This window comes from Caulobacter rhizosphaerae (assembly GCF_010977555.1).
Taxonomy (GTDB): Bacteria; Pseudomonadota; Alphaproteobacteria; order Caulobacterales; family Caulobacteraceae; genus Caulobacter; species Caulobacter rhizosphaerae.
The window spans coordinates 1,537,863-1,556,383 of sequence record NZ_CP048815.1; the positions used below are offsets into that span (position 1 = coordinate 1,537,863).

At 68.0% G+C, this 18,521-nt stretch carries 19 protein-coding genes and 1 pseudogene; 13 read left to right on the top strand and 7 right to left on the bottom strand.

Features of this window, described 5'->3' with window-relative positions; translation table 11 throughout:
• Position 1 precedes the first annotated feature (1 nt).
• Positions 2 to 619, top strand: coding sequence for a glutathione S-transferase family protein (locus G3M57_RS07250; protein ID WP_163229696.1), 618 nt, complete (start codon positions 2 to 4; stop codon positions 617 to 619).
• A gap of 39 nt (positions 620 to 658) precedes the next feature.
• Here G3M57_RS07250 and G3M57_RS07255 read toward each other — a convergent pair whose 3' ends face one another.
• Positions 659 to 1,108, bottom strand: coding sequence for a PaaI family thioesterase (locus G3M57_RS07255; RefSeq protein WP_163229698.1), 450 nt, complete (start codon positions 1,106 to 1,108; stop codon positions 659 to 661).
• 165 nt (positions 1,109 to 1,273) lie between these two features.
• Here G3M57_RS07255 and G3M57_RS07260 point away from each other — a divergent pair, with 165 nt between their 5' ends.
• The 5 genes from G3M57_RS07260 to G3M57_RS07280 all read left to right on the top strand — a co-directional run bounded on the left by G3M57_RS07260 (position 1,274) and on the right by G3M57_RS07280 (position 4,912).
• A complete protein-coding gene (locus G3M57_RS07260; protein ID WP_163229700.1) occupies positions 1,274 to 2,113 on the top strand; it encodes a hypothetical protein in 840 nt (279 codons plus the stop codon).
• Complete coding sequence (locus G3M57_RS07265; RefSeq protein WP_163229702.1) at positions 2,110 to 2,406, top strand: DUF3253 domain-containing protein; 297 nt, start codon at positions 2,110 to 2,112, stop codon at positions 2,404 to 2,406. The genes G3M57_RS07260 and G3M57_RS07265 overlap by 4 nt, the downstream gene beginning before the upstream one ends.
• Positions 2,407 to 2,594: 188 nt before the next feature.
• On the top strand, positions 2,595 to 3,230 hold the full coding sequence (locus G3M57_RS07270) for a glutathione S-transferase family protein (protein WP_163229703.1): 636 nt from the start codon (positions 2,595 to 2,597) through the stop codon (positions 3,228 to 3,230).
• A 66-nt stretch (positions 3,231 to 3,296) separates the two neighbouring features.
• Positions 3,297 to 3,884 carry a uracil-DNA glycosylase family protein gene (locus G3M57_RS07275; RefSeq protein ID WP_163229705.1) on the top strand — a complete coding sequence of 196 codons (588 nt, stop codon included), beginning with the start codon at positions 3,297 to 3,299 and terminating at the stop codon, positions 3,882 to 3,884.
• On the top strand, positions 3,881 to 4,912 hold the full coding sequence (locus G3M57_RS07280) for an alpha/beta fold hydrolase (RefSeq protein ID WP_163229707.1): 1,032 nt from the start codon (positions 3,881 to 3,883) through the stop codon (positions 4,910 to 4,912). Before G3M57_RS07275 ends, G3M57_RS07280 begins: the two co-directional genes overlap by 4 nt.
• Positions 4,913 to 4,926: 14 nt before the next feature.
• On the opposite strand, the pseudogene G3M57_RS27400 reads toward G3M57_RS07280, so the two are convergent.
• Positions 4,927 to 5,037: pseudogene (locus tag G3M57_RS27400) on the bottom strand (hypothetical protein); the annotation flags it as partial.
• A gap of 95 nt (positions 5,038 to 5,132) precedes the next feature.
• On the opposite strand from G3M57_RS27400, the gene G3M57_RS07285 reads away from it, so the two are divergent.
• Positions 5,133 to 6,194: a Leu/Phe/Val dehydrogenase gene (locus tag G3M57_RS07285; RefSeq protein WP_163229709.1), complete on the top strand. Its 1,062-nt coding sequence runs from the start codon at positions 5,133 to 5,135 to the stop codon at positions 6,192 to 6,194.
• Between the two features lie 8 nt (positions 6,195 to 6,202).
• On the opposite strand, the gene G3M57_RS07290 is transcribed toward G3M57_RS07285, so the two are convergent.
• Positions 6,203 to 7,657, bottom strand: coding sequence for an MFS transporter (locus G3M57_RS07290; protein ID WP_230983911.1), 1,455 nt, complete (start codon positions 7,655 to 7,657; stop codon positions 6,203 to 6,205).
• A 94-nt stretch (positions 7,658 to 7,751) separates the two neighbouring features.
• Here G3M57_RS07290 and G3M57_RS07295 point away from each other — a divergent pair, with 94 nt between their 5' ends.
• The 4 genes from G3M57_RS07295 to G3M57_RS07310 all read left to right on the top strand — a co-directional run bounded on the left by G3M57_RS07295 (position 7,752) and on the right by G3M57_RS07310 (position 12,655).
• Positions 7,752 to 8,057 carry a UvrB/UvrC motif-containing protein gene (locus G3M57_RS07295; protein ID WP_163229711.1) on the top strand — a complete coding sequence of 102 codons (306 nt, stop codon included), beginning with the start codon at positions 7,752 to 7,754 and terminating at the stop codon, positions 8,055 to 8,057.
• A gap of 173 nt (positions 8,058 to 8,230) precedes the next feature.
• Positions 8,231 to 8,914 carry a TetR/AcrR family transcriptional regulator gene (locus G3M57_RS07300; protein WP_056761820.1) on the top strand — a complete coding sequence of 228 codons (684 nt, stop codon included), beginning with the start codon at positions 8,231 to 8,233 and terminating at the stop codon, positions 8,912 to 8,914.
• Positions 8,915 to 9,167: 253 nt separating this feature from the next.
• Positions 9,168 to 11,264 (top strand): TonB-dependent siderophore receptor, encoded by a 2,097-nt coding sequence (locus G3M57_RS07305; RefSeq protein WP_163229713.1) that lies wholly within the window; start codon positions 9,168 to 9,170, stop codon positions 11,262 to 11,264.
• A gap of 8 nt (positions 11,265 to 11,272) precedes the next feature.
• Entirely contained in the window at positions 11,273 to 12,655 is a 1,383-nt protein-coding gene (locus tag G3M57_RS07310; RefSeq protein WP_163229715.1) for a PepSY-associated TM helix domain-containing protein, read from the top strand.
• Here the strand turns inward: G3M57_RS07310 and G3M57_RS07315 are convergent.
• Both G3M57_RS07315 and G3M57_RS07320 read right to left on the bottom strand, forming a co-directional pair.
• Positions 12,652 to 14,088 (bottom strand): UdgX family uracil-DNA binding protein, encoded by a 1,437-nt coding sequence (locus G3M57_RS07315; RefSeq protein ID WP_163229717.1) that lies wholly within the window; start codon positions 14,086 to 14,088, stop codon positions 12,652 to 12,654. The two genes, G3M57_RS07310 and G3M57_RS07315, sit on opposite strands and share 4 nt — an antisense overlap.
• Complete coding sequence (locus G3M57_RS07320) at positions 14,088 to 15,314, bottom strand: putative DNA modification/repair radical SAM protein (RefSeq protein WP_373287726.1); 1,227 nt, start codon at positions 15,312 to 15,314, stop codon at positions 14,088 to 14,090. The genes G3M57_RS07315 and G3M57_RS07320 overlap by 1 nt, the downstream gene beginning before the upstream one ends.
• Before the next feature lie 92 nt (positions 15,315 to 15,406).
• Between G3M57_RS07320 and G3M57_RS07325 the strand changes: the two genes are divergently transcribed.
• Together G3M57_RS07325 and G3M57_RS07330 are read left to right on the top strand one after the other, a co-directional pair.
• Entirely contained in the window at positions 15,407 to 16,282 is an 876-nt protein-coding gene (locus tag G3M57_RS07325) for a transglutaminase family protein (RefSeq protein ID WP_163229719.1), read from the top strand.
• Positions 16,283 to 16,328: 46 nt separating this feature from the next.
• Positions 16,329 to 16,472: a hypothetical protein gene (locus G3M57_RS07330; protein WP_162251700.1), complete on the top strand. Its 144-nt coding sequence runs from the start codon at positions 16,329 to 16,331 to the stop codon at positions 16,470 to 16,472.
• A gap of 159 nt (positions 16,473 to 16,631) precedes the next feature.
• On the opposite strand, the gene G3M57_RS07335 is transcribed toward G3M57_RS07330, so the two are convergent.
• Positions 16,632 to 17,810 (bottom strand): vWA domain-containing protein, encoded by a 1,179-nt coding sequence (locus G3M57_RS07335; RefSeq protein ID WP_056761810.1) that lies wholly within the window; start codon positions 17,808 to 17,810, stop codon positions 16,632 to 16,634.
• A gap of 172 nt (positions 17,811 to 17,982) precedes the next feature.
• Entirely contained in the window at positions 17,983 to 18,495 is a 513-nt protein-coding gene (locus tag G3M57_RS07340; protein WP_163229721.1) for a GNAT family N-acetyltransferase, read from the bottom strand.
• Between the last annotated feature and the right edge of the window lie 26 nt (positions 18,496 to 18,521).

Below are 18,521 nucleotides of genomic sequence, written 5' to 3' on the forward strand. Positions count from 1 at the left end.
TTTGAAGCTCTACGACAGCCGCCGAGCGCCCAACCCCCGCCGCGTGCGCTGGTTCATGGCCGAGAAGGGGATCGAGGACATCGAGGTCGTCGACATCGACATCTTCGGCGGCCAGCACCGCACGCCCGAATACCTGGCCAGGGCGGGCCTGCCCAACGTGCCGGCCCTGGAGAGAGACGACGGTCGGACCATCACCGAGTCAGTGGCCATCTGCCGCTACCTGGAGAGCGTTTATCCAGAGCCCAACCTGTTCGGCGAGGACGCCTGGGAGTCGGCCGTCATCGAGATGTGGTCACGCCGGACGGAGATGACCGTGGCCACGCCGCTGATGATGGCGGTTCGCCACGCCCATCCCGCCCTGGCCGCCATCGAGACCCAGATTCCCGAGGTCGCCGCCCATGGCCGGACCGCGGCCGAGAAGGGGCTGAAGATGCTGGATCGCCGCCTGGCCGAGAGCGACTTCATCGCCTGCGAGCGGCTGACCATGGCCGACATCCTGGCCGCGACGGCGATCGACTTCGCCCGCATGGTGCGGTTTCGACCCGACGCGGAACTGGTCCATGTGAAGCGCTGGCTCGAGGGCATGATGGCCCGGCCGGCGGCGAAGGCGGGGGTTTAGCGGCTGGGGACAGGCGCACGCGCCTGTCCCCGTCCAGTTCTAACGCGCCCGGATCTTCTTGATCACGCCGGAAAAGTTCAGCATCGGCGCGCCGCTCGTCGACACCAGACCGCGCACGAACAGCAGCGAGCCGCCGGCCTTGGTGACTTCTCCGGTCGATTCCACCAGGTCGCCGGCCTTGGCGGGGCCGAGGAACTCGCCGTTCAGGCTGACGGTGACGGCCCGCACATCCTTCAGGTGGGCCCAGGAGATGGCGAACAGCGAATAGTCGGCGAAGGTCATCATGCAGCCGCCGTGCATGAAGCCGCCGCCGTTCATGTGGCGGGGCTCGGCGCGGAAGGCGCTGCGGACGACGCCGTTCTCTTCCTTGAAATAGAACGGCCCGGTCTGGTCCTCGAAGGCGTCCATGCCGGCCCAGGTTCGCCAGCCGGCCCATTCGCCCTCGGTCACCAGCTTGGGCCCGTCCCAGATCTCGTTGCCGCCGTCCATGATCCCTCCCCTTCGTTGTCTTTGAGGACCTAAAGCCCGGCGAGCAGGTGTGCAAGCCGAGCCGCTTCGACCGCTGTCCGCAACAATCGGCGTGACGACCCGCGGTTGCGCCGTGCACAGTCCAAGCGACTCGGGCGGGAGGGGTTCATGGCGGTCGGAAGGTGGATGGGCCGGATCGCGGCCTGGGTGGTCGTGTTCGCGCTGGCGACGCCGGCCTGGGCGGGCGTGATGTCGAAGGCTGAGTTCAGGCTGGAGGTGCGAGACGCCATTATCCGGCTTGCTCCGAAGGCCAAGGTCGAGATGGAGGGCGACGACACGCTGCGCGTCGCCCCGCCGGGATCCAAACCCGACGATGGCGCCTCGATGTTCATCGGCAACGCCTATGAGCGCTATCTGAACAAGCCCGAGGCACTGGAGACCATCGTCGGCCAGATGGCGCGGACGGTGTTGGCGACCAACGATCCAGCCGCCGTGACGAAGGAAGATCTGGTCGTGCTAATCCGGCCGATCGACTACGTGACCCAGCCGGGCTTCGAGAAGATCAAGTTCCTCACCCGGCCATTTGCGGGCGATTTCATCGAGATCATCGCCATCGATGGCGAGGAAACCTTCCAGATGACCCCCGCCGACAAGATCACGCCACTGTTTCCGGACGAGGCGGCGGCTTGGGCGCGGGCCGACGCCAATACTCGCACAAAGATGGGGCGAATGGAGATCGATGCCCTGGAGCCTGGTGTCTGGACGATCACCAACGAAAGCAGCCTGGCGCTGAATTTCGTCAACCAGCCTGACACCTGGAAGATCCACGGCATAACGATGACAGGCGACCCGGTGGCCGTCTTCTCCCAGCGCAACCTCTTGCTGCTGGCCGACGGCGGGGATAAGGACCGGCTGGAACGCGTCGCGGCGTTTGTCGACCAACTCGCCGGCGATCCCGAAATCATCTCCACGACCCTGTTCATCCGCCACGATGGCGTCTGGTCCGTGCTCGAGCGAAAACCATGACCACCCCGATCCAAGACACCATTCTCTCGCAACTGGCCGCCGTGGCCGCTGGCAAGTCCATCGATCCGATGTCGGTCGCCAAGGCCATCGAGCCCGAGCGCTGGCAGCGCCTGCTGGGCCATGTGCGGACTAACGCCATCGAGCTGGCCCGCGAGGGCAAGATCGTCATCCTGCGCCACAACAAGCCGGTGAATCCGGAGAAATTCCGCGGCGTCTACCGGCTGCGTCTGCGCCAGGAAGGCGACCCGACCAGCTTCGAGGACGCGGCGGGCGAAGAGGGGGGCGAGGGCTAGGCGCCCTGCGTCCTTCGAGGCTCGCCTGCGGCTCGCACCTCAGGATGAGGAATTCACTGCAACAGGCGTCCTCATCCTGAGGCGTCTGCGGAGCGGGACCTTGAAGGACCCACGGTGTTTTGGCCAAAGTCTTGAATCGCAACCCAAGCCGTGGACCTATGAGCGGGACTCATAAGGGAGGCTCCATCATGATCGTCTACGGCTCGTCGCTGTCGCCCTATGTGCGCAAGACCCTGGCCTTCGGGGCGGAGAAGGGGCTGGTCCTGGAGAACAAGGTCTCCCGGCGCGGCGAACCCGACCCCGACTTCCTGGCCTGCAGCCCGTTCCGCAAGATCCCCGGCTTCAGGGATGGTGATTTCCAGATTTCCGATTCCTCGGCGATCATCACCTATCTGGAGGCCCTGCATCCCGAGCCCAATCTAATCCCGCTGGATCCGCGCAACCGGGCGCGGGCGGTGTGGTTCGAGGAGTTCGCCGACACCATCGTTGTCGCCGCCGCCGGACCTTTGTTCTTCAACCGCATCGTCGGTCCCCGTTTCATGGGCAGGGACGGCGACGAGGACGTCTGCGTGAAGGCCGAGCGCGAGACGATCCCGCCGCTGCTGGATTACCTGGAAGGCCTGGTTCCCGACGGCGGCGGTTTCCTGCTGGAGGACCGCATCACCCTGGCCGACATCGCCGTGGCCAGCCCGTTCGCCAATCTCGACCATCTGGGCTTCGATCTCTCGGCCTGGCCCAGGACCCGGGACTATGCCGACGCGATCCTGGCCCGGCCCTCGTTCGCCGAGCAGGTCGCCAAGGAAAAGCGCCTGCTGGCCGCCTGAACGCCCGCGCGGGTGCGCGCCCAGGTCGCGCTTGCCGGGCGGCGGCCGTCGCCCTAACTGCACGCCATGCCGCTGGACGTCCTCCTCGCCGACATCGCCGCCTGCCGGGCCTGCGCGCCGTACCTGCCGCATACGCCCAGGCCGGTGGTGCGGGTGGGCGAGGGGACGCGCCTGCTGATCTGCGGCCAGGCGCCGGGGCGGCTGGTGCACGAGACGGGCCTGCCGTTCAACGACCCGTCGGGAAATCGCCTGCGCGACTGGATGGGCGTCGATCGCGAGACCTTCTACGGCCGGCCGGAGATCGGCGTCGCGGCCATGGCCTTCTGCTTTCCGGGGACCAATCCCAAGGGCGGCGACTATCCGCCGCCCGCCCGCTGCGCCGCGCTCTGGCGCAAGCCGTTGCTGGCGGCGCTGCCCAACGTCGAGCTGACCCTGCTGGTCGGGAGCCATGCCCAAGCCTGGGCGTTGGGTGAGCGGATGAGGGCCAACATGACCGACACCGTCGCCGCCTGGCGGGACCATATCGACCAAGGCGTCCTGCCCCTGCCGCATCCGTCGTGGCGCAACACCGCCTGGCTCAGGCGCAATCCCTGGTTCGAGGCCGAGGTCACGCCCTATCTTCGCCGCCGAGTGGCGGGCATTCTGGGGTCATGAACCGTCGGACTCTCCTTCTGGGGGCGACCTGCGCGGCCAGCCTGGCCGCCTGCGCTCCGGTCATCCAGCATCCCGGCCCGGGCGAGCTGGGCTATCGCGGCCCCCGGCTGGACAAGGACGGCTTGTTCAGCTTCGACGGCAAGAGGCTGGGCCTGATGACGTGGCTGCCGCCCGAAGGGCAGCCCGTCACCCACGTGATCGTCGCTTTGCACGGCATGAACGACTACGCCAACGCCTTCCACCTGGCCGGGCCGTTCTGGGCGGGGCAGGGGATCGCCACCTACGCCATCGATATCCGCGGCTTCGGCCGCTCCCCCGACCGTGGCGTCTGGGCGCCGCCGGAACTGGTGATCGAGGACATCCGCACCGCCGTGGCCCTGGTCCGCGAAGCCCATCCCGAGGCCAAGGTCGCCCTGGCCGGCGAGAGCATGGGCGGGGCGCTGGCCATCGTCGCCATGGCCTCGGACCGACCGCCCGCCGCCGAGCGCCTGCTGCTGTTCGCGCCGGCCGTCTGGGGCTGGTCGAACCAGCCGCTGCCCTACAAGACCAGCCTGTGGATCACCGCCCACACCACCCGGAGCTGGGTGGTCAAGCCGCCCGAATGGCTGGTCAAGAATGTCCAGCCCACCGACAATATCGACGAGCTGCGGCGCATGGGGCGCGACCCGCTGATGATCTGGGGCGCCCGTTCGGACACCCTGTACGGCCTGGTCGGGCTGATGGAGAAGGCCTGGGCGGCGCTGGGCAAGGTCCAGGTCCCGGTCGCCTATTTCTACGGGGCCAACGACCACATCATCCCCAAGGAGCCGACGATGGAGGCCGTCCGGCGGCTCAAGCCCGACGACCGCTCAGCCTACTACGCCGACGGCTGGCACCTGCTGCTGGTCGACAAGCAGGCCCAGGTGGTGTGGACGGACGCGGCCTCGTTCCTGAAGGACCCTCTGGCCGACCTGCCGTCCGGCGCTCCGCCGATCCCGGGGGCGCCGACCGCGCCGAACGTGGTGCGGTCGGAAATATCGAAACAGTAGCGCCGCCGCGGCCGTGCGTCCTTCGAGGCCCGCTGCGCGGGCGCCTCAGGATGAGGCGCTTTGTTGCTACTGAATTCCTCATCCTGAGGTGCGAGGCGAAGCCGAGCCTCGAAGGACGCACGGCGCCCGGTAAACCCGCGCCCTGAAGCGAGGGGTTGTGGGGGAAGGCCCGCCAGCGTACACCGCGCGCAAACTTTCTGACTAGGGCAGGACTGACGGCATGACCTTGTTCGATTCCCCGGATTTCGAGGGACACGAAGGCGTTCACGCGTTCTTTGACGAAAAAACCGGCCTGAAGTCGATCATCGCCATCCACTCCACTGCCCGCGGCCCCGCGGCCGGCGGTTGCCGGATGTGGGACTATTCCAGCGCCGACGCGGCCGTGACCGACGCCCTGCGGCTGTCGCGCGGCATGTCGTACAAGAACGCCATGGCCGACCTGGACTTCGGCGGCGGCAAGGCCGTGATCATCGGCGACGCCCGCAGCCAGAAGACTCCCGAGCTGTTCGAGGCCTTTGGCCGCGCCGTCGACAGCCTGGCCGGCCGTTACTGGACCGCCGAGGACGTCGGCGTCTCGCCGGCCGACCTGGTCGCCACCCGCCGCACCACCCGCTATGTCGCCGGCCTGGAAGGCCACGCGGCCGCCTCGGGCGACCCGTCGCCGGTCACCGCCGAAGGCGTGTTCCGCGGCGTGCGGCTGTGCGTGCAACGGGCCTTGAACCGCGACCTGAACGGCGTCACCGTCGCCATCCAGGGCGTCGGCCATGTCGGCGCCTATCTGGCCGAGAAACTGCACGCTGCGGGCGCCAAGCTGATCATCGCCGACGTCAATGCGCGCGCCCTGGACGAGGTGGCCGCCAGGACCGGCGCCCGGATTGTCTCGACCGACGCCATCTTCGATGTCGAGGCCGACGTCTTCGCTCCGTGCGCCCTGGGTGGCGCGATCTCGGCCACCACCCTGCCGCGCCTGAAGGTCAAGGTGATCGCCGGCGGGGCCAACAACCAGTTGGCCGACGCGACGATCGGCCAGGCCGTCTATGATCGCGGCATCCTCTACGCTCCCGACTACGTGATCAACGGCGGCGGCATCATCAACGTGGCCGGCGAGATCCGGGCGCTGGAGGCCGGCGTGGCCTTCGATCCGGACTGGGTGGCGACCAAGCTGGATCGCCTGGCCCAGACGCTGGGCGAGGTGCTGGACCACTCGCTGGTCGACAAGCGCCCCGCCAACCTGGTCGCCGACGAGATCGCCCGCGCCCGCATCGCGGCGGCGCGTTCCTAAACTCCCAATCAAACTCTCTCCCGCTGGGAGAGGGTTTCTGTTGTTCGCACCCTTCCGCTGATCTCCGCCCCCGCGTCGCGGTCCAGCCGCAGGTAGACCGGCAGGGCCAGCAGGGTGACCAGGCCGATGGCCACGAACGGCCAGGTAAAGCGGTCGGGGGTCAGGTGCGCGCCGTGGCCGCGCGCGACGTGCAGCATCAGGCCGCCGAAGCTGACGCCCAGGGCCAGGCCCACCTGTTGGCTCACCGCCGCGAGTGTAGAGGCCGCGGCCACTCTGGGCTGGGGCACGTCGGCATAGGCGATGGTGTTGGCGGCGATGAACTGGTTGGAGCGGGCGAAGCCGGCCAGGAACAGGGCCGCGGCCATCACCGCCATCGGCGTCGCCAGGGTGAAGAACCCCGGGACCGCCGTCAGGATCGCCGTGGCGACCACGAACACCGCCAGCGAGGTGCGGAAACCGAAGCGCTTCAGGCCCGCCGCGGCGAACGGCCGGGCGATCAGGGTGCCGACCCCGGCGCCCAGCGTGACCGCGCTGGCCCTCAGGGGACTCCAGCCCAGGGCGACCTGCAGCAGCAGGGGCAGCAGGAACGGGCTGGCCCCGATCCCCAGCCGCACGAAGGTCCCGCCCAGCAGGCTGGCGCGATAGGTGCGGTGCTTGAGCAGGTCCAGGTCGAGGATCGGCCTTGGCGTGACCTTGGCCTTGCGCAGGTATAGCCAGCCGGCGGCGACGGACAGCGCCAGCACGGTCGCCTGAGCCCAGGGCGGCAGCAGCGACAGGCCGGCCGTCTCGGCCACCACCACCAGGCCGCTGATGGCCAGGGCCGACAACAGGAAGCCCAGGGTGTCGAACCGGCCCATTTCCTTGTTCGGCTGGCCCCGGGGCACGAAGCGCATCACCGCCGCCATGCCCAGCAGGCCGATCGGCAGGTTCAGGTAGAAGATCCACGGCCAGTCGGCGACGCTCAGCACCAGGCCGGCGAGGGGAGGGCCGATCAGCGGGCCCACCAAGGCGGGCATGGTGAACCACCCCATGGCGCGGATCAGCTTGTCCTTGGGCGTCGAGCCGACCACGATCAGCCGGGCGACCGGCGTCATCATCGCCCCGCCGACGCCCTGGAGGATGCGCGAGGCGACCAGGGCCGCCAGGTCCCGCGACAGCCCGCATAAGGCCGAACCGGCCAGGAAGACGATCATGGCTGTGATGAACACCCGCCGCGCCCCGAACCTTTCCGCCGCCCAGCCGCTGGCGGGGGTGAACACCGCCAGGGCCAGGATGTAGGAGGTCAGGGCCAGCTTCAGATGGATCGGATCGACGCTGAAGGCCCGGGCCAGTGTGGGCAGGGCCGTCGACAGGGCGGTGGAGTCGATGAACTCCATCAGCAGGGCGCTGGCCACGGCCAGGGCGATCAGCCGGGTTCCGAGAGCCGACGGGTCTGGCGAAGGGGCGGGCTGATCGGACGACACGAAACGCGGCTTACGCCCGCGCGGCGCCGATCTCAAGCGCGGCCCGATCCGACGTCTGGCGCGTTACATTGAACGCACCCGCCCGGAGCCCGCCATGACCCAGGAAACCCATCTGTCGGCTTTGGAAGAGGAGATGGCCCAGGCTGTCGCCTCAGAGGATTTCGAGACGGCCGCGGCGCTGCGCGACCAGGTCGATCAGATCCGCCGCGACCAGCGGATCATGGAACAGCCCGGCGCGGACGCGCCCCAGGCGTCCTACCTTCGTCGCCAGGAGCCGGGAAAGATGGGCCTCGGGACCAATCAATCCAGCTATGTCCCGCCCAAGGGGTGGGTCCCGCCCCCCAAGCCCGACCCGATGACGACGGGACATTCCAGGGGCGGCCGACGCTCGAAGAGCTGACGGCTAGGGGCCGTGCGCCGATCTGCCTTCCGGGATCGCGCGCCCACCCCCGGGCGCCCACCTCAAGGCGCCTTGGGGCCGCTTTCAGAATTCCTCCGTCCGCGTTTCATCTTGACGCTTGCGCCAAATTCGAACGGTCGTAAGACTTCCCTACAGGTAAAGGGGATACCGTAGTGAGTCCGAAGAGCGACGGCGCGACCGTCACCACCGCGCCGGAGACCGAGGTCGAGGGCGTCGACAATGAAGCCGTCACCAAGAACCTGGTGTTCGTCGCCGCCGAGCGCCTGTTCGCGCTGCACGGCTTCCAGAACGTGTCGGTGCGCGACATCACCGCTGCTGCGGGCGTCAACCTGGCCTCGGTGAACTACCACTTCGGGTCCAAGGACGCATTGCTGTACGAGATCTTCCGTCGCCGCACGGTCGAGCTGAACCGCGAGCGGGCCAAGAAGCTGCACGAGGCGATCGACCGCCATGCGGGCAACCCCCCGGTGCGCGAGATCCTCGCCGCCCTGCTGACCCCGCCGCTGAAGTGGCTGGCGCCGGACCACGAGCGCCGCATCTCGTTGCAGTTCCTGATCCGCGCCCGCAGCGAAGGCACCGACGAGATCCGCAAGGTGCTGCAGACCGACGTCACCCACCTGCGCCGCTTCTCGGACGCCCTGCTCAAGGCCCGTCCAGACCTGCCGTCCGAGGAGATCTACTGGCGGCTGCACTTCACCCTGGGCATGCTGCACAACAACCGCTTCGCCGAGTTCGACCGCCTGAACGTGCTGTCGGAAGGCACGACCAGCGAGGCCGACGTCGAGGCCCTGCTGGGCCGCATGCTGGCCTTCGCCGAGGCGGGGTTCTCGGCCTAGCGGTCGTTCTCCGATCGGGAGGCGGCTTGAGATCGCCTTACCTCGAAAGGCCTCGCGAAGCTGCCGAGATTTGCGTGAGTGAGCCGGCGGCGCGGCCGGCCCGGACCTGGACGAGCGCCGCGTGCTCTCCGGATGCGCGGACTCGCGCCCTCATCCTACAAACGTCGTGCAACGCCGGGTGACGGTTTGACAGGTCGCGCCCTTACCTACTATTGCACTTGCGACTCATTATTGTTCGCAAGCGAGACCATCCATGATTTCCTCCCCGCGCGCCCTGCTGATGGCCGGCGCCGCGCTCCTGGCCCTGTCTTCCGCCGCCGTCGCCCAGGCTGAAGAGACCGCGCCCGTCGCCGACGCCGGCGTGGTCGAGAACCAGGTGGACGGGGTGGTGGTCACCGGGGCGCGCACCCGCACCTCGGCGGTGACGGGGCTGGACATGAGCCTGCGCGAGACCCCGCAGTCGGTGACGATCCTCGACCAGGTCCGGATCCGCAATTTCGGCCTGACCAGCGTCAACGACCTGTTGGCCCAGGTGACCGGCGTCAATGTCGAGAAGGTCGAGACCGACCGCACCTATTACAACTCCCGCGGTTTCGACATCACCAACTTCCAGGTCGACGGCATCGGCCTGCCGCTGATCTGGGGCATCCAGTTCGGCGACCTGGACACCGTGCTGTTCGACCGGGTCGAGGTGGTGCGCGGCGCCAACAGCATGATGACCGGCACCGGCAATCCGTCGGCGACGGTCAACTATGTGCGCAAGCGCCCGACTGACACCTTCAAGGCCAACGCGGCTCTGCAGTACGGCTCGTGGGACGACTACCGCCTGGAGGCCGACGTTTCGGGACCGCTGAACGCCGCGGGTACGGTGCGCGGCCGGCTGATCTACGCCAACGAGGACAGGGGATCGTACCTCGATTACTACCACGTCAATCGCAACGTCTATTCGGGTCTGCTGGCCTGGGACGTCACGCCAAAGCTGACGGTCACCGCCGGCTATGCGCTGCAGGACAACCGTTCGCGCGGCGTGCTGTGGGGCGCCCTGCCGCTGCTCTATGAAGACGGCGCGAAGGTCGACTACCCGCGCTCGGCGTCGACCTCGGCCGACTGGACCTATTGGGACGTCAAGGACCAGACGGCCTTTACGGAGCTCGACTACCGGTTCGACAACGGTTGGGAGCTCAAGGCCACGGGCACCTACAAGCGCTTCAATGAGAACGCCAAGCTGCTCTACGCCTACGGCAACCCCGATCCGGACACTGGCCTGGGCGTCAAGGGCATGAGCGGCGTCTATCCGTCCAAGTACGAGAACTTCATCCTCGACGCCTACGCCTCCGGACCCTTCCAGCTGTTCGGGCGGACGCACCAGCTGGTGGTTGGCGGGCAGACCTCCAAGTCGACCGGTAAGGAATGGGAAAACTTCGCCCTCGACTCCGAGATCCCCTATCCGGCCATCGGCCTGTGGGGCGCGCAGCAGGTGGCCGAACCAGCCTATCCCGGAGCCTACCAGGCCTCCGACCAGACCGACCGCCTGTCGCGCTTCTACGCCGCCGCCCATTTCAGCGTCGCCGACCCGCTCAAGATCGTGGCCGGCTTCAACGCCCTGAAACTGAAGTCCAAGGGCTATTCGTACGGCGCCGACACGCCGCGCGACGAGAAGAAGGTCAGCCCCTATGTCGGCGCGGTCTACGACCTCAATCCCAACGTTTCACTCTACGCCAGCTACACCGACATCTTCAATCCGCAGTCCGAGCGCGACATCAACAACCGGAACCTGCCGGCCGCCCATGGCAAGGCCTATGAGGCGGGGGTCAAGAGCGAGTGGTTCGACCACCGCCTCTACCTGACAGGCGCGGTGTTCCAGTCGGAGCAGGACGATCTGGCCATCGCTGTGGGCATGGACGGGACACGGACGGTCTATGCGGGCCTCGACACCAAGGTGACCGGCTACGAGCTGGAGGCCACCGGCGCGCTGAGCGACCAGTGGACGGTCAGCGCCGGCTGGACCCAGCTGAAGGTCGAGGGCGAGGACGGCCAGAACCGCGAGTACCTGCCGCGAAAGACATTCAAGGCCACCACGGCCTATACCTTCCCCGAACTGCGCAACCTGACGATCGGCGGCGCTCTGCGCTGGCAGAGCGCGGTGTCGATGGTCGACATCGCGCCCGTCGAGCAGAAGGCCTACGGCGTCGTCGACCTGATGGCCGGCCTCGACCTGACCGACAAGGTGCGCGCCACGCTCAACGTCAAGAACGCGGCCGACAAGACCTACCTGACCAGCCTGATGTGGACCCAGTCGTACTACGCCGCGCCGCGCAGCGTGTCGCTGCGTCTTGATTACAGCTTCTGAGGACGGACATGGACGCGCGAACCCATGACCTCGCCCCCGCCACCGCTCCGGATGCGGGTCCCGCGCCGGTGCGTTCGGGAGCCGCCCGGTTGGCGCCGTTCAGCCTTCGGCCCGGCCTGACCTTCCTTCATCGCTGGGTGGGGCTGTTCATCGCCGGGTTCCTGTTCGTGTCGGGCGTCACCGGGGCGGTGATCTCGTGGGACCACGAGTTGGACGATCTGCTCAATCCGCACCTGATGTTCGCCCAGTCGAAGGGCGCCGCCGCCCTGCCGCCGCTCGACCTGGCGCGCCGGATCGAGGTCCGTGATCCGCGGGTGCAGGTGACCTACCTGCCCCTGGCCCCCGAGCCGGGCGGGACCCTGGCTTTCGGCGTCGCGCCCAAGCGCAACCCGGCCACCGGCAAGCTGTTCGAGCCGCACTACAACCAGGTGTTCATCGATCCGGCGACCGGGGCCGAGCAGGGGCGGCGCGAGTGGGGCGCGGTCTGGCCGATCACCAGCGAGACCTTCGTCTCGTTCCTCTATGTGCTGCACTACACCCTGCACATTCCGGCGATGTGGGGGATCGACCGCTGGGGGATCTGGCTGCTGGGCGGGGTGGCGGTCCTGTGGACGCTGGACTGCTTCGTGGGCTTCTACCTGACCCTGCCGCCGCGCCGGAAGGCCTTGCCCGGCGGGAGCGGCGCCAAGTCGGCCAAGGGGTTCTGGGCGCGCTGGAAACCGGCCTGGGCGATCAAGACCTCGGCCAGCGCCTATCGGATCAATTTCGACATCCACCGGGCCTTCGGCCTGTGGCTGTGGGGCGTGCTGTTCACCGTGGCCTTCACCGCCTTCTCGCTGAACCTCTACAGCGAGGTGTTCTATCCGGTCATGTCCAAGGTCTCGAGGGTGACGCCGGGCCCCTTCGACCTGCGCAAGCCGGCCGACATCCATTCGCCGATCGTGGCGACCCGCACCTACGCCCAGGTGCTGGACAGCGCCCGGGTCGAGGCGGCCAAGCGCGGCTGGCGGGCGTCGGCCGGCAGCGCGTTCTACTCGCCTGAATACGGCATCTACGGCGTGGCCTTCCACGAGCCCGGCGGCGACCACGGCGCGGCCGGCGTCGGTCCGCCCTACCTCTATTACGACGGCAAGACCGGCGCTCTGCTGGGCGCCCACCAGCCGTGGAAGGGCACCGCCGCCGACATCTTCGTCCAGGCCCAGTTCCCGCTGCACTCGGGCCGCATCCTGGGGATTCCGGGACGGATCCTGATCTCGCTGACCGGCCTGGTCGTCGCGGCGCTCAGCGTCACTGGCGTGGTGATCTGGCTGAAGAAGCGCAGGGCGCGGGCAGGGCGCCGGGCGAGAACGGCCCGATCACCCTCGTCCGGGGCGACAACAGAAGGGATTTAACCCGCCAGCTTCCAAGCCTGCTTCAGGTCCGTGACCAGCTCGGCATAGGCGCGGTCCTTGGCGTCGCGGTCGGGGATGCGCAGCATGAACGACGGGTGCCAGCTGACCAGGGCCAGCTCGCCGCCGTCCAGGGCCTGCCGCTGGCCTCGGGTCTTGCCGATCGGCAAGGCCTTGCCGAACACCGCCTGCACGGCCGTCGCGCCCAGGGCCAGGATGACCTTGGGGCGGACCAGCCGTCGCTCGGCGTCCAGCCACCAGCGGCAGGCCTGGACCTCGCCGCGGTCCGGGGTCTTGTGGAGCCGGCGCTTGCCGCGCGGCTCGTGTTTGAAGTGCTTGACGGCGTTGGTCACGAAGACTCGGTCGCGCGGCGCGCCGGCCTGGGCCATCGCCCGGTCGAGCAGTTGGCCCGCCGGTCCGACGAACGGGACGCCCTGCAGGTCCTCCTGGTCGCCCGGTTGCTCGCCGACGATCATCAAGGCCGCCCTGGCCGGACCGAGACCGGGAACGCCTTGGGTGGCGTCGCGCCACAGGTCGCAGCGGCGGCAGACCTGGATGCCGGCCGCCACCTCCTCCAGGTTGGTCAGGTTGCCCTCGCCGTACGACCCGCGCGCGTGCTTCAGGGCGGCCTTGAGCACGCGTTCCGACGGCTTGGCGGGTTGGGCGGCGACCATGGTCTCGGTCCGGCTCTGCGCTTTCTCGATCAGGTCTGGAATGAGCGCCGCCTCCGGCAGGTTCCGCCAATAGCGCCTGGGCATTTCCTGTTTCATCATCGCCGGGTTCAGCCGCGCCGGGTTGAAGATCGAGGCGTAGTAGGTGCGCCACATCTCCTCCTGGGCGTCCTGGGAGGGCGCGTCGGCGGGATCGGCGCCGGCTGACATCGTCAGCATGGCCCGGTCCCAATGGACGCAGGCGTCGGGCGTCAGAATCGACCAGTTCATGTTGGCGAACCGCCGGGCGAAGAACGGCGCGGCGGCCTCGGTGACGCGGTGGGCCGGTTCGAACCAGGCGACGTATTGCTCCCTTGGGGTCTCGGGCGCCACGTCCTCGACCCGCCGGAAGCGGACAAAGGCGTGCATCTTGTGGATGGCGCGTCCGACGCCCTTGGCCATGTCGCGGGCCTTGGCGACGTCGGTGTCGGCAGGATTGTCCAGCAGGCGCGGCTGGCGTTCCAGGCGGTGGAGGATGCGGTAGAGCAGGGCGAACCGCTCGGGGGAGCGGTGCAGGATGACGGTCCGGGCCAGCTCGACGAAGGCGGCGGGGACACCAAATGCCTTTCCCTCGCCTTCATGGGGAGGGAAGAGACCTTGATCGAACAGCTCCCGTTCCACCGTCCATACCACCGCTTCCGGCCTCACCCCCTCGGCCCGCAGCGCCCGCGCCGCCGTCCGCCAGCCGTCGAAGTCGATCTCGGACTCCAGCCGCGCCACCCGCATCAGAACAGGCTCAGCTGCTGGGGCGCGACCAGCGCGGCTCGCAGACCCTCGGCGTCGGTCGCGGCGCCCGGCGTCCAGTCGGCGGTGACGATGAAAGGCTTGGCTCGCTTGACCGAGCCGCAGACCCGCTTGACGTCGTCCAGGGTCAGTCGGGTCTGGGCGCGGGCCTGCAGGATGCGATCGACGCCCCGCGCGCCCAGGCCCGGCGTGCGCAGCAGGGTCTCGCGGTCGGCGGTGTTGACGTCGACCGGAAAGTCGCCGCGATGACGCAGGGCCCAGGCGGTCTTGGGGTCGACGGCCAGGTCCAGGTCCTCGCCCGGGGCGACGATCTCGCCCTGGCCGAAACCGTAGAACCGCATCAGCCAGTCGGCCTGGTACAGGCGGTGCTCGCGCACCAGCGGCGGACGGCTCAGCGGCAGGCGGGCGCTGCCGTCGGGGATGGGGCTGAAGGCCGAATAATAGACCCGCTTGAGCTGGTAGGATCCGTAGAGCGCGGCGCTGCGGGCCAGGATGTCGCCGTCCCTGGCGCCGTCGGCGCCGACGATCAGCTGGGTCGACTGGCCGCTGGCGAACCTGCGCGGCCTGGCGCGCCCGGCCTTCACCGGTTCGTTGCGGTCCTCGATATGCAGGCGCATGCGGCCCATGGCCTTCTTGATGCCGGCGGCGTCCTTCTCCGGCGCCAGCACCGCCAGGCTCTCGTCGCGCGGCAGCTCGACATTGATCGACACCCGGTCGGCGTACAGGCCCGCCTCCGCCGCCAGCTCAGGCGAGGCCTCGGGGATCAGTTTCAGGTGGATGTAGCCGCGGAAGTCGTGATCCAGTCGCAGCGACCGGGCCACCCGGACCATCTCGTCCATCGTATAGTCGCCGGTGCGGATCACCCCCGACGACAGGAACAGGCCCTCGATGTAGTTGCGCTTGTAGAAGTTGAGGGTGAGGTCGACGACCTCCTTCACGCTGAACCGGGCCCGCGCGACGTTGGACGACACCCGGTTCACGCAATAGGCGCAGTCGTAGATGCAGAAGTTGGTCAGCAGGATCTTCAGCAAGCTGATGCAGCGCCCGTCCGGCGCGTAGGCGTGGCAGATTCCCATGCCTTCGGTCGAGCCGACGCCTTTCCCGCCCAGGGAGTTGCGTTTCTCGGCCCCTGACGAGGCGCACGAGGCGTCGTACTTGGCGGCGTCGGAGAGGATGGCGAGCTTGCGTTTCAGATCGAGGACGGCCATGCGCCCAATCTATTGTTCCCATTTTGTTCCGTCCAGCCCGATCACCCGCCTGTGACGGAACGAAGCAGGCGTGATGGGGTTATGGTGGATCCATGGCGCGGCTCGGCATCCTCCACGAAACGCGATACAGCTACGCCCGGCCGGTCGGCTTCGGGGCGCATCGCCTGCTGATCCGACCGCGCGACAGCCACGCCATCCGCATCAGCGAGGCTTCACTGCAGACCTCACTGCCGGGCGAGACCCGCTGGACCTATGACGCGGCCGGGAACTGCGTCTGCTGGTTCACGCCGCAGGGGCAGGCCGACAGCCTGACCATCACCAGCCGGCTGGTGATCGACCGCTTTCCCGCGCCCCTGACCAGCCTGCAGGTCGACGACCCGCACACCGTCTCGCCGATCGTCTACGCCCGCGAGGACCGCGCGGTGCTCAACCCCTTCATCGTCCCGGCCACCGAGGACGAGGACCGGGTGCTGCTGCGCTGGCTGCGCGGCCAGATGGAGCGGCCCGACGAGCCGGCCGTCGACTTCCTGCTGCGGATGAACCGCACGATCCACGACCAGTTCGACTATGTCCCGCGTGAGGAGGTCGGCGTCCAGACGCCGGCGGAGACCATCGCCCAAGGCAGCGGCACCTGCCGCGATTTCGCCTGGCTGATGGTCGAGGCCCTGCGGCGGTTGGGCTATGCGGCGGTGTTCGCCACCGGCTACATCCACAGCCCCGGCGCGACGGTGCGCGGCGCGGGGGCGACCCACGCCTGGTGCGAGGTGTTCCTGCCCGACCTGGGCTGGACCGAGTTCGACCCGACCAACGGCCTGGCGGAATCGCCCGACCTGATCCGGGTCGCCGCCACGCGCACGCCTGGCGAAGCGCGGCCGGTGTCGGGCACGATCATCGGCGAGCCCGGCGAGGCGCATCTGAGCGTCAGGGTCGAGGTGCGGCTGCTGGACGCCCTGGAGGCGGCGGCCTGACAAGAACGAGAACAACGACAAGAGATTTCGGGAGGATGAGGCGATGATGAAAGCATTCCAACACCAGGCTCCCCTCGGCGCCGGCCACTTGCCGCGTCCGGAGCCCAAGCCGCAGCATGGCCAGAAGCCCGACGCCGAGTGCCTGAAGACGCCGGAAAAGCGCTCGTTCGAGCCGCGTCCGGCCCACTAGGAGACGGATCGGCCTTTCATGGTCGTGCGTGGTCCTTGTCCTTCGACAAGCTCATAATGAGGACCGTTCGCAGGCTCAGCGTCTAGAAAACCTCATCCTGAGCTTGTCGAAGGACGAGGTTTTCGGCCGGCCGGATTGGCGCGGCATTGTCAGGAAGGGTCACCCCCGCACCAGTTCCCGCATCGCCTTGTCCAGCCCGTCCAGGGTCAGGGGGAACATCCGGTCGTTCATCAGTTGCTTCATCACCCCGATCGACTGGGTGTAGTCCCAGTGCCGCTCCGGCGTGGGGTTCAGCCAGACGGCGCTCTGATAGATGTCGGTGACCCGGCTCATCCAGATGGCCCCGGCCTCCTCGTTCCAGTGCTCGACGCTGCCGCCCGGATAGGTGATCTCGTAGGGGCTCATTGTCGCGTCGCCCACGAAGATGACCTTGTAGTCGTGCGGGAACTTGTGGAGCACCTCGAAGGTCGGGATCTTCTCGACCTGGCGGCGGCGATTGTCCTTCCACACCGCCTCGTAAAGGCAGTTGTGGAAGTAGAAGAACTCCAGGTGCTTGAACTCGGTCCTGGCGGCGCTGAACAACTCTTCGCAGAGCTTGATGTGGCCGTCCATCGAGCCGCCGATGTCGAAGAACAGCAGCACCTTGATGGTGTTGCGCCGCTCAGGGCGCATCTGAATGTCCAGATAACCCTTCTCCGCCGTGCCGCGGATGGTGCCGTTCAGGTCCAGTTCGTCGAGCGCCCCCTGGCGGGCGAACTTGCGCAGGCGGCGCAGCGCCACCTTGATGTTGCGGGTGCCCAGCTCGACGCTGTCATCGAGGTTCTTGTACTCGCGCTTGTCCCAGACCTTCACGGCCCGGCCGTGGCGGCTCTTGTCCTGGCCGATGCGGACGCCTTCGGGATTGTAGCCGTTATTGCCGAAGGGCGAGGTCCCGCCCGAGCCGATCCACTTGTTGCCGCCCTCGTGGCGCTCCTTCTGTTCCTTCAGGCGCTCCTGCAGGGTCTCCATCAGCTTCTCGAAGCCGCCCATGGCCTCGATCTGCGCCTTTTCCTCGTCGGTCAGGAACTTCTCGGTCAGCGCTTTCAGCCACTCGGCCGGGATGTCGGCGGTGATGCCGTCTTCGACCGTCTCCAGCCCCTTGAACACATGGCCGAACACCCGGTCGAACTTGTCGAGGTTCTTCTCGTCCTTCACCAGGCTGGCGCGCGACAGGAAGTAAAAGTCCTCGATCCGCCGGTCGATGACGTCCTTGTCCAGCGCCTCCATCAGCAGGAGGTATTCGCGCAGGGACACGGGGACCTTGGCGGCGCGGAGTTCGGAGAAAAAGCGCAGGAACATGGGCGGACGGCTTTCGAACGAGTGTTCGAAGGATGGCGGGTTATGCGACGGCGCGCAACGGCCCTGCGTCCTTCGAGGCCCGCTACGCGGGCGCCTCAGGATGAGGCGCTCCTATGCTGACATCCTCATCCTGAGATGCGCGGCGAAGCCGAGCCTCGAAGGACGCTCGATCTCACCCCCGCCGCAGGATGAACTCCAGGTCCTTCGTCTCCCCGACCGGGAAGTGATACTCGCCGACCTTTTGGAACCCCAGGCGGCCATAGAGCTTCTGGGCGCCGAAGTTCTCAGACCACACGCCGATCCACAGCGGGCGCGGGCCGTCCTGCTCCAGCCAGTCCAAAGCGGCGTTCAGCAGCACGGAGCCGCGACCGCCGCCCTGGTGCGACTTGAGCACATAAATCCGATACAGCTCGCCGTGTTCAGGCCAGGCGTCGGGATGGGGCAGGCCGCAGGGGCCGGCCAGGGCGTAGCCGATGGCCTCGCCGTCGTCCTCGAGCAGCCAGGCGGCCTTGGCGGGGTCGGCCAGGTCGTTGCGTGTGCGCTCCAGGCCGTAGGCATAGGCCAGGAAGGTCTCCAGGTCCTGCGCCGGGTAAAGGTGGGCGAAGGTTTCGCTGAAGGTGCGGGCGCCGAGGCTGGAAACCGTGTCGGCGTCATCGATCGTGGCTCGGCGTAAGGTCGCGGTCATGGCGACACCGATAGCCGCCACGACCG

Excerpts from the sequence above, each read along its gene's own strand:
- G3M57_RS07310 (WP_163229715.1), top strand. The coding sequence starts at position 11,273 with ATGGACGCGCGAACCCATGACCTCGCCCCCGCCACCGCTCCGGATGCG.
- G3M57_RS07280 (WP_163229707.1), top strand. The coding sequence starts at position 3,881 with ATGAACCGTCGGACTCTCCTTCTGGGGGCGACCTGCGCGGCCAGCCTG.
- G3M57_RS07285 (WP_163229709.1), top strand. The coding sequence starts at position 5,133 with ATGACCTTGTTCGATTCCCCGGATTTCGAGGGACACGAAGGCGTTCAC.
- G3M57_RS07275 (WP_163229705.1), top strand. The coding sequence starts at position 3,297 with ATGCCGCTGGACGTCCTCCTCGCCGACATCGCCGCCTGCCGGGCCTGC.
- G3M57_RS07255 (WP_163229698.1), bottom strand. The coding sequence starts at position 1,108 with ATGGACGGCGGCAACGAGATCTGGGACGGGCCCAAGCTGGTGACCGAG.
- G3M57_RS07315 (WP_163229717.1), bottom strand. The coding sequence starts at position 14,088 with ATGCGGGTGGCGCGGCTGGAGTCCGAGATCGACTTCGACGGCTGGCGG.
- G3M57_RS07270 (WP_163229703.1), top strand. The coding sequence starts at position 2,595 with ATGATCGTCTACGGCTCGTCGCTGTCGCCCTATGTGCGCAAGACCCTG.
- G3M57_RS07320 (WP_373287726.1), bottom strand. The coding sequence starts at position 15,314 with ATGGCCGTCCTCGATCTGAAACGCAAGCTCGCCATCCTCTCCGACGCC.
- G3M57_RS07335 (WP_056761810.1), bottom strand. The coding sequence starts at position 17,810 with ATGTTCCTGCGCTTTTTCTCCGAACTCCGCGCCGCCAAGGTCCCCGTG.
- G3M57_RS07340 (WP_163229721.1), bottom strand. The coding sequence starts at position 18,495 with ATGACCGCGACCTTACGCCGAGCCACGATCGATGACGCCGACACGGTT.
- G3M57_RS07305 (WP_163229713.1), top strand. The coding sequence starts at position 9,168 with ATGATTTCCTCCCCGCGCGCCCTGCTGATGGCCGGCGCCGCGCTCCTG.
- G3M57_RS07330 (WP_162251700.1), top strand. The coding sequence starts at position 16,329 with ATGAAAGCATTCCAACACCAGGCTCCCCTCGGCGCCGGCCACTTGCCG.
- G3M57_RS07325 (WP_163229719.1), top strand. The coding sequence starts at position 15,407 with ATGGCGCGGCTCGGCATCCTCCACGAAACGCGATACAGCTACGCCCGG.
- G3M57_RS07260 (WP_163229700.1), top strand. The coding sequence starts at position 1,274 with ATGGGCCGGATCGCGGCCTGGGTGGTCGTGTTCGCGCTGGCGACGCCG.
- G3M57_RS07295 (WP_163229711.1), top strand. The coding sequence starts at position 7,752 with ATGACCCAGGAAACCCATCTGTCGGCTTTGGAAGAGGAGATGGCCCAG.
- G3M57_RS07265 (WP_163229702.1), top strand. The coding sequence starts at position 2,110 with ATGACCACCCCGATCCAAGACACCATTCTCTCGCAACTGGCCGCCGTG.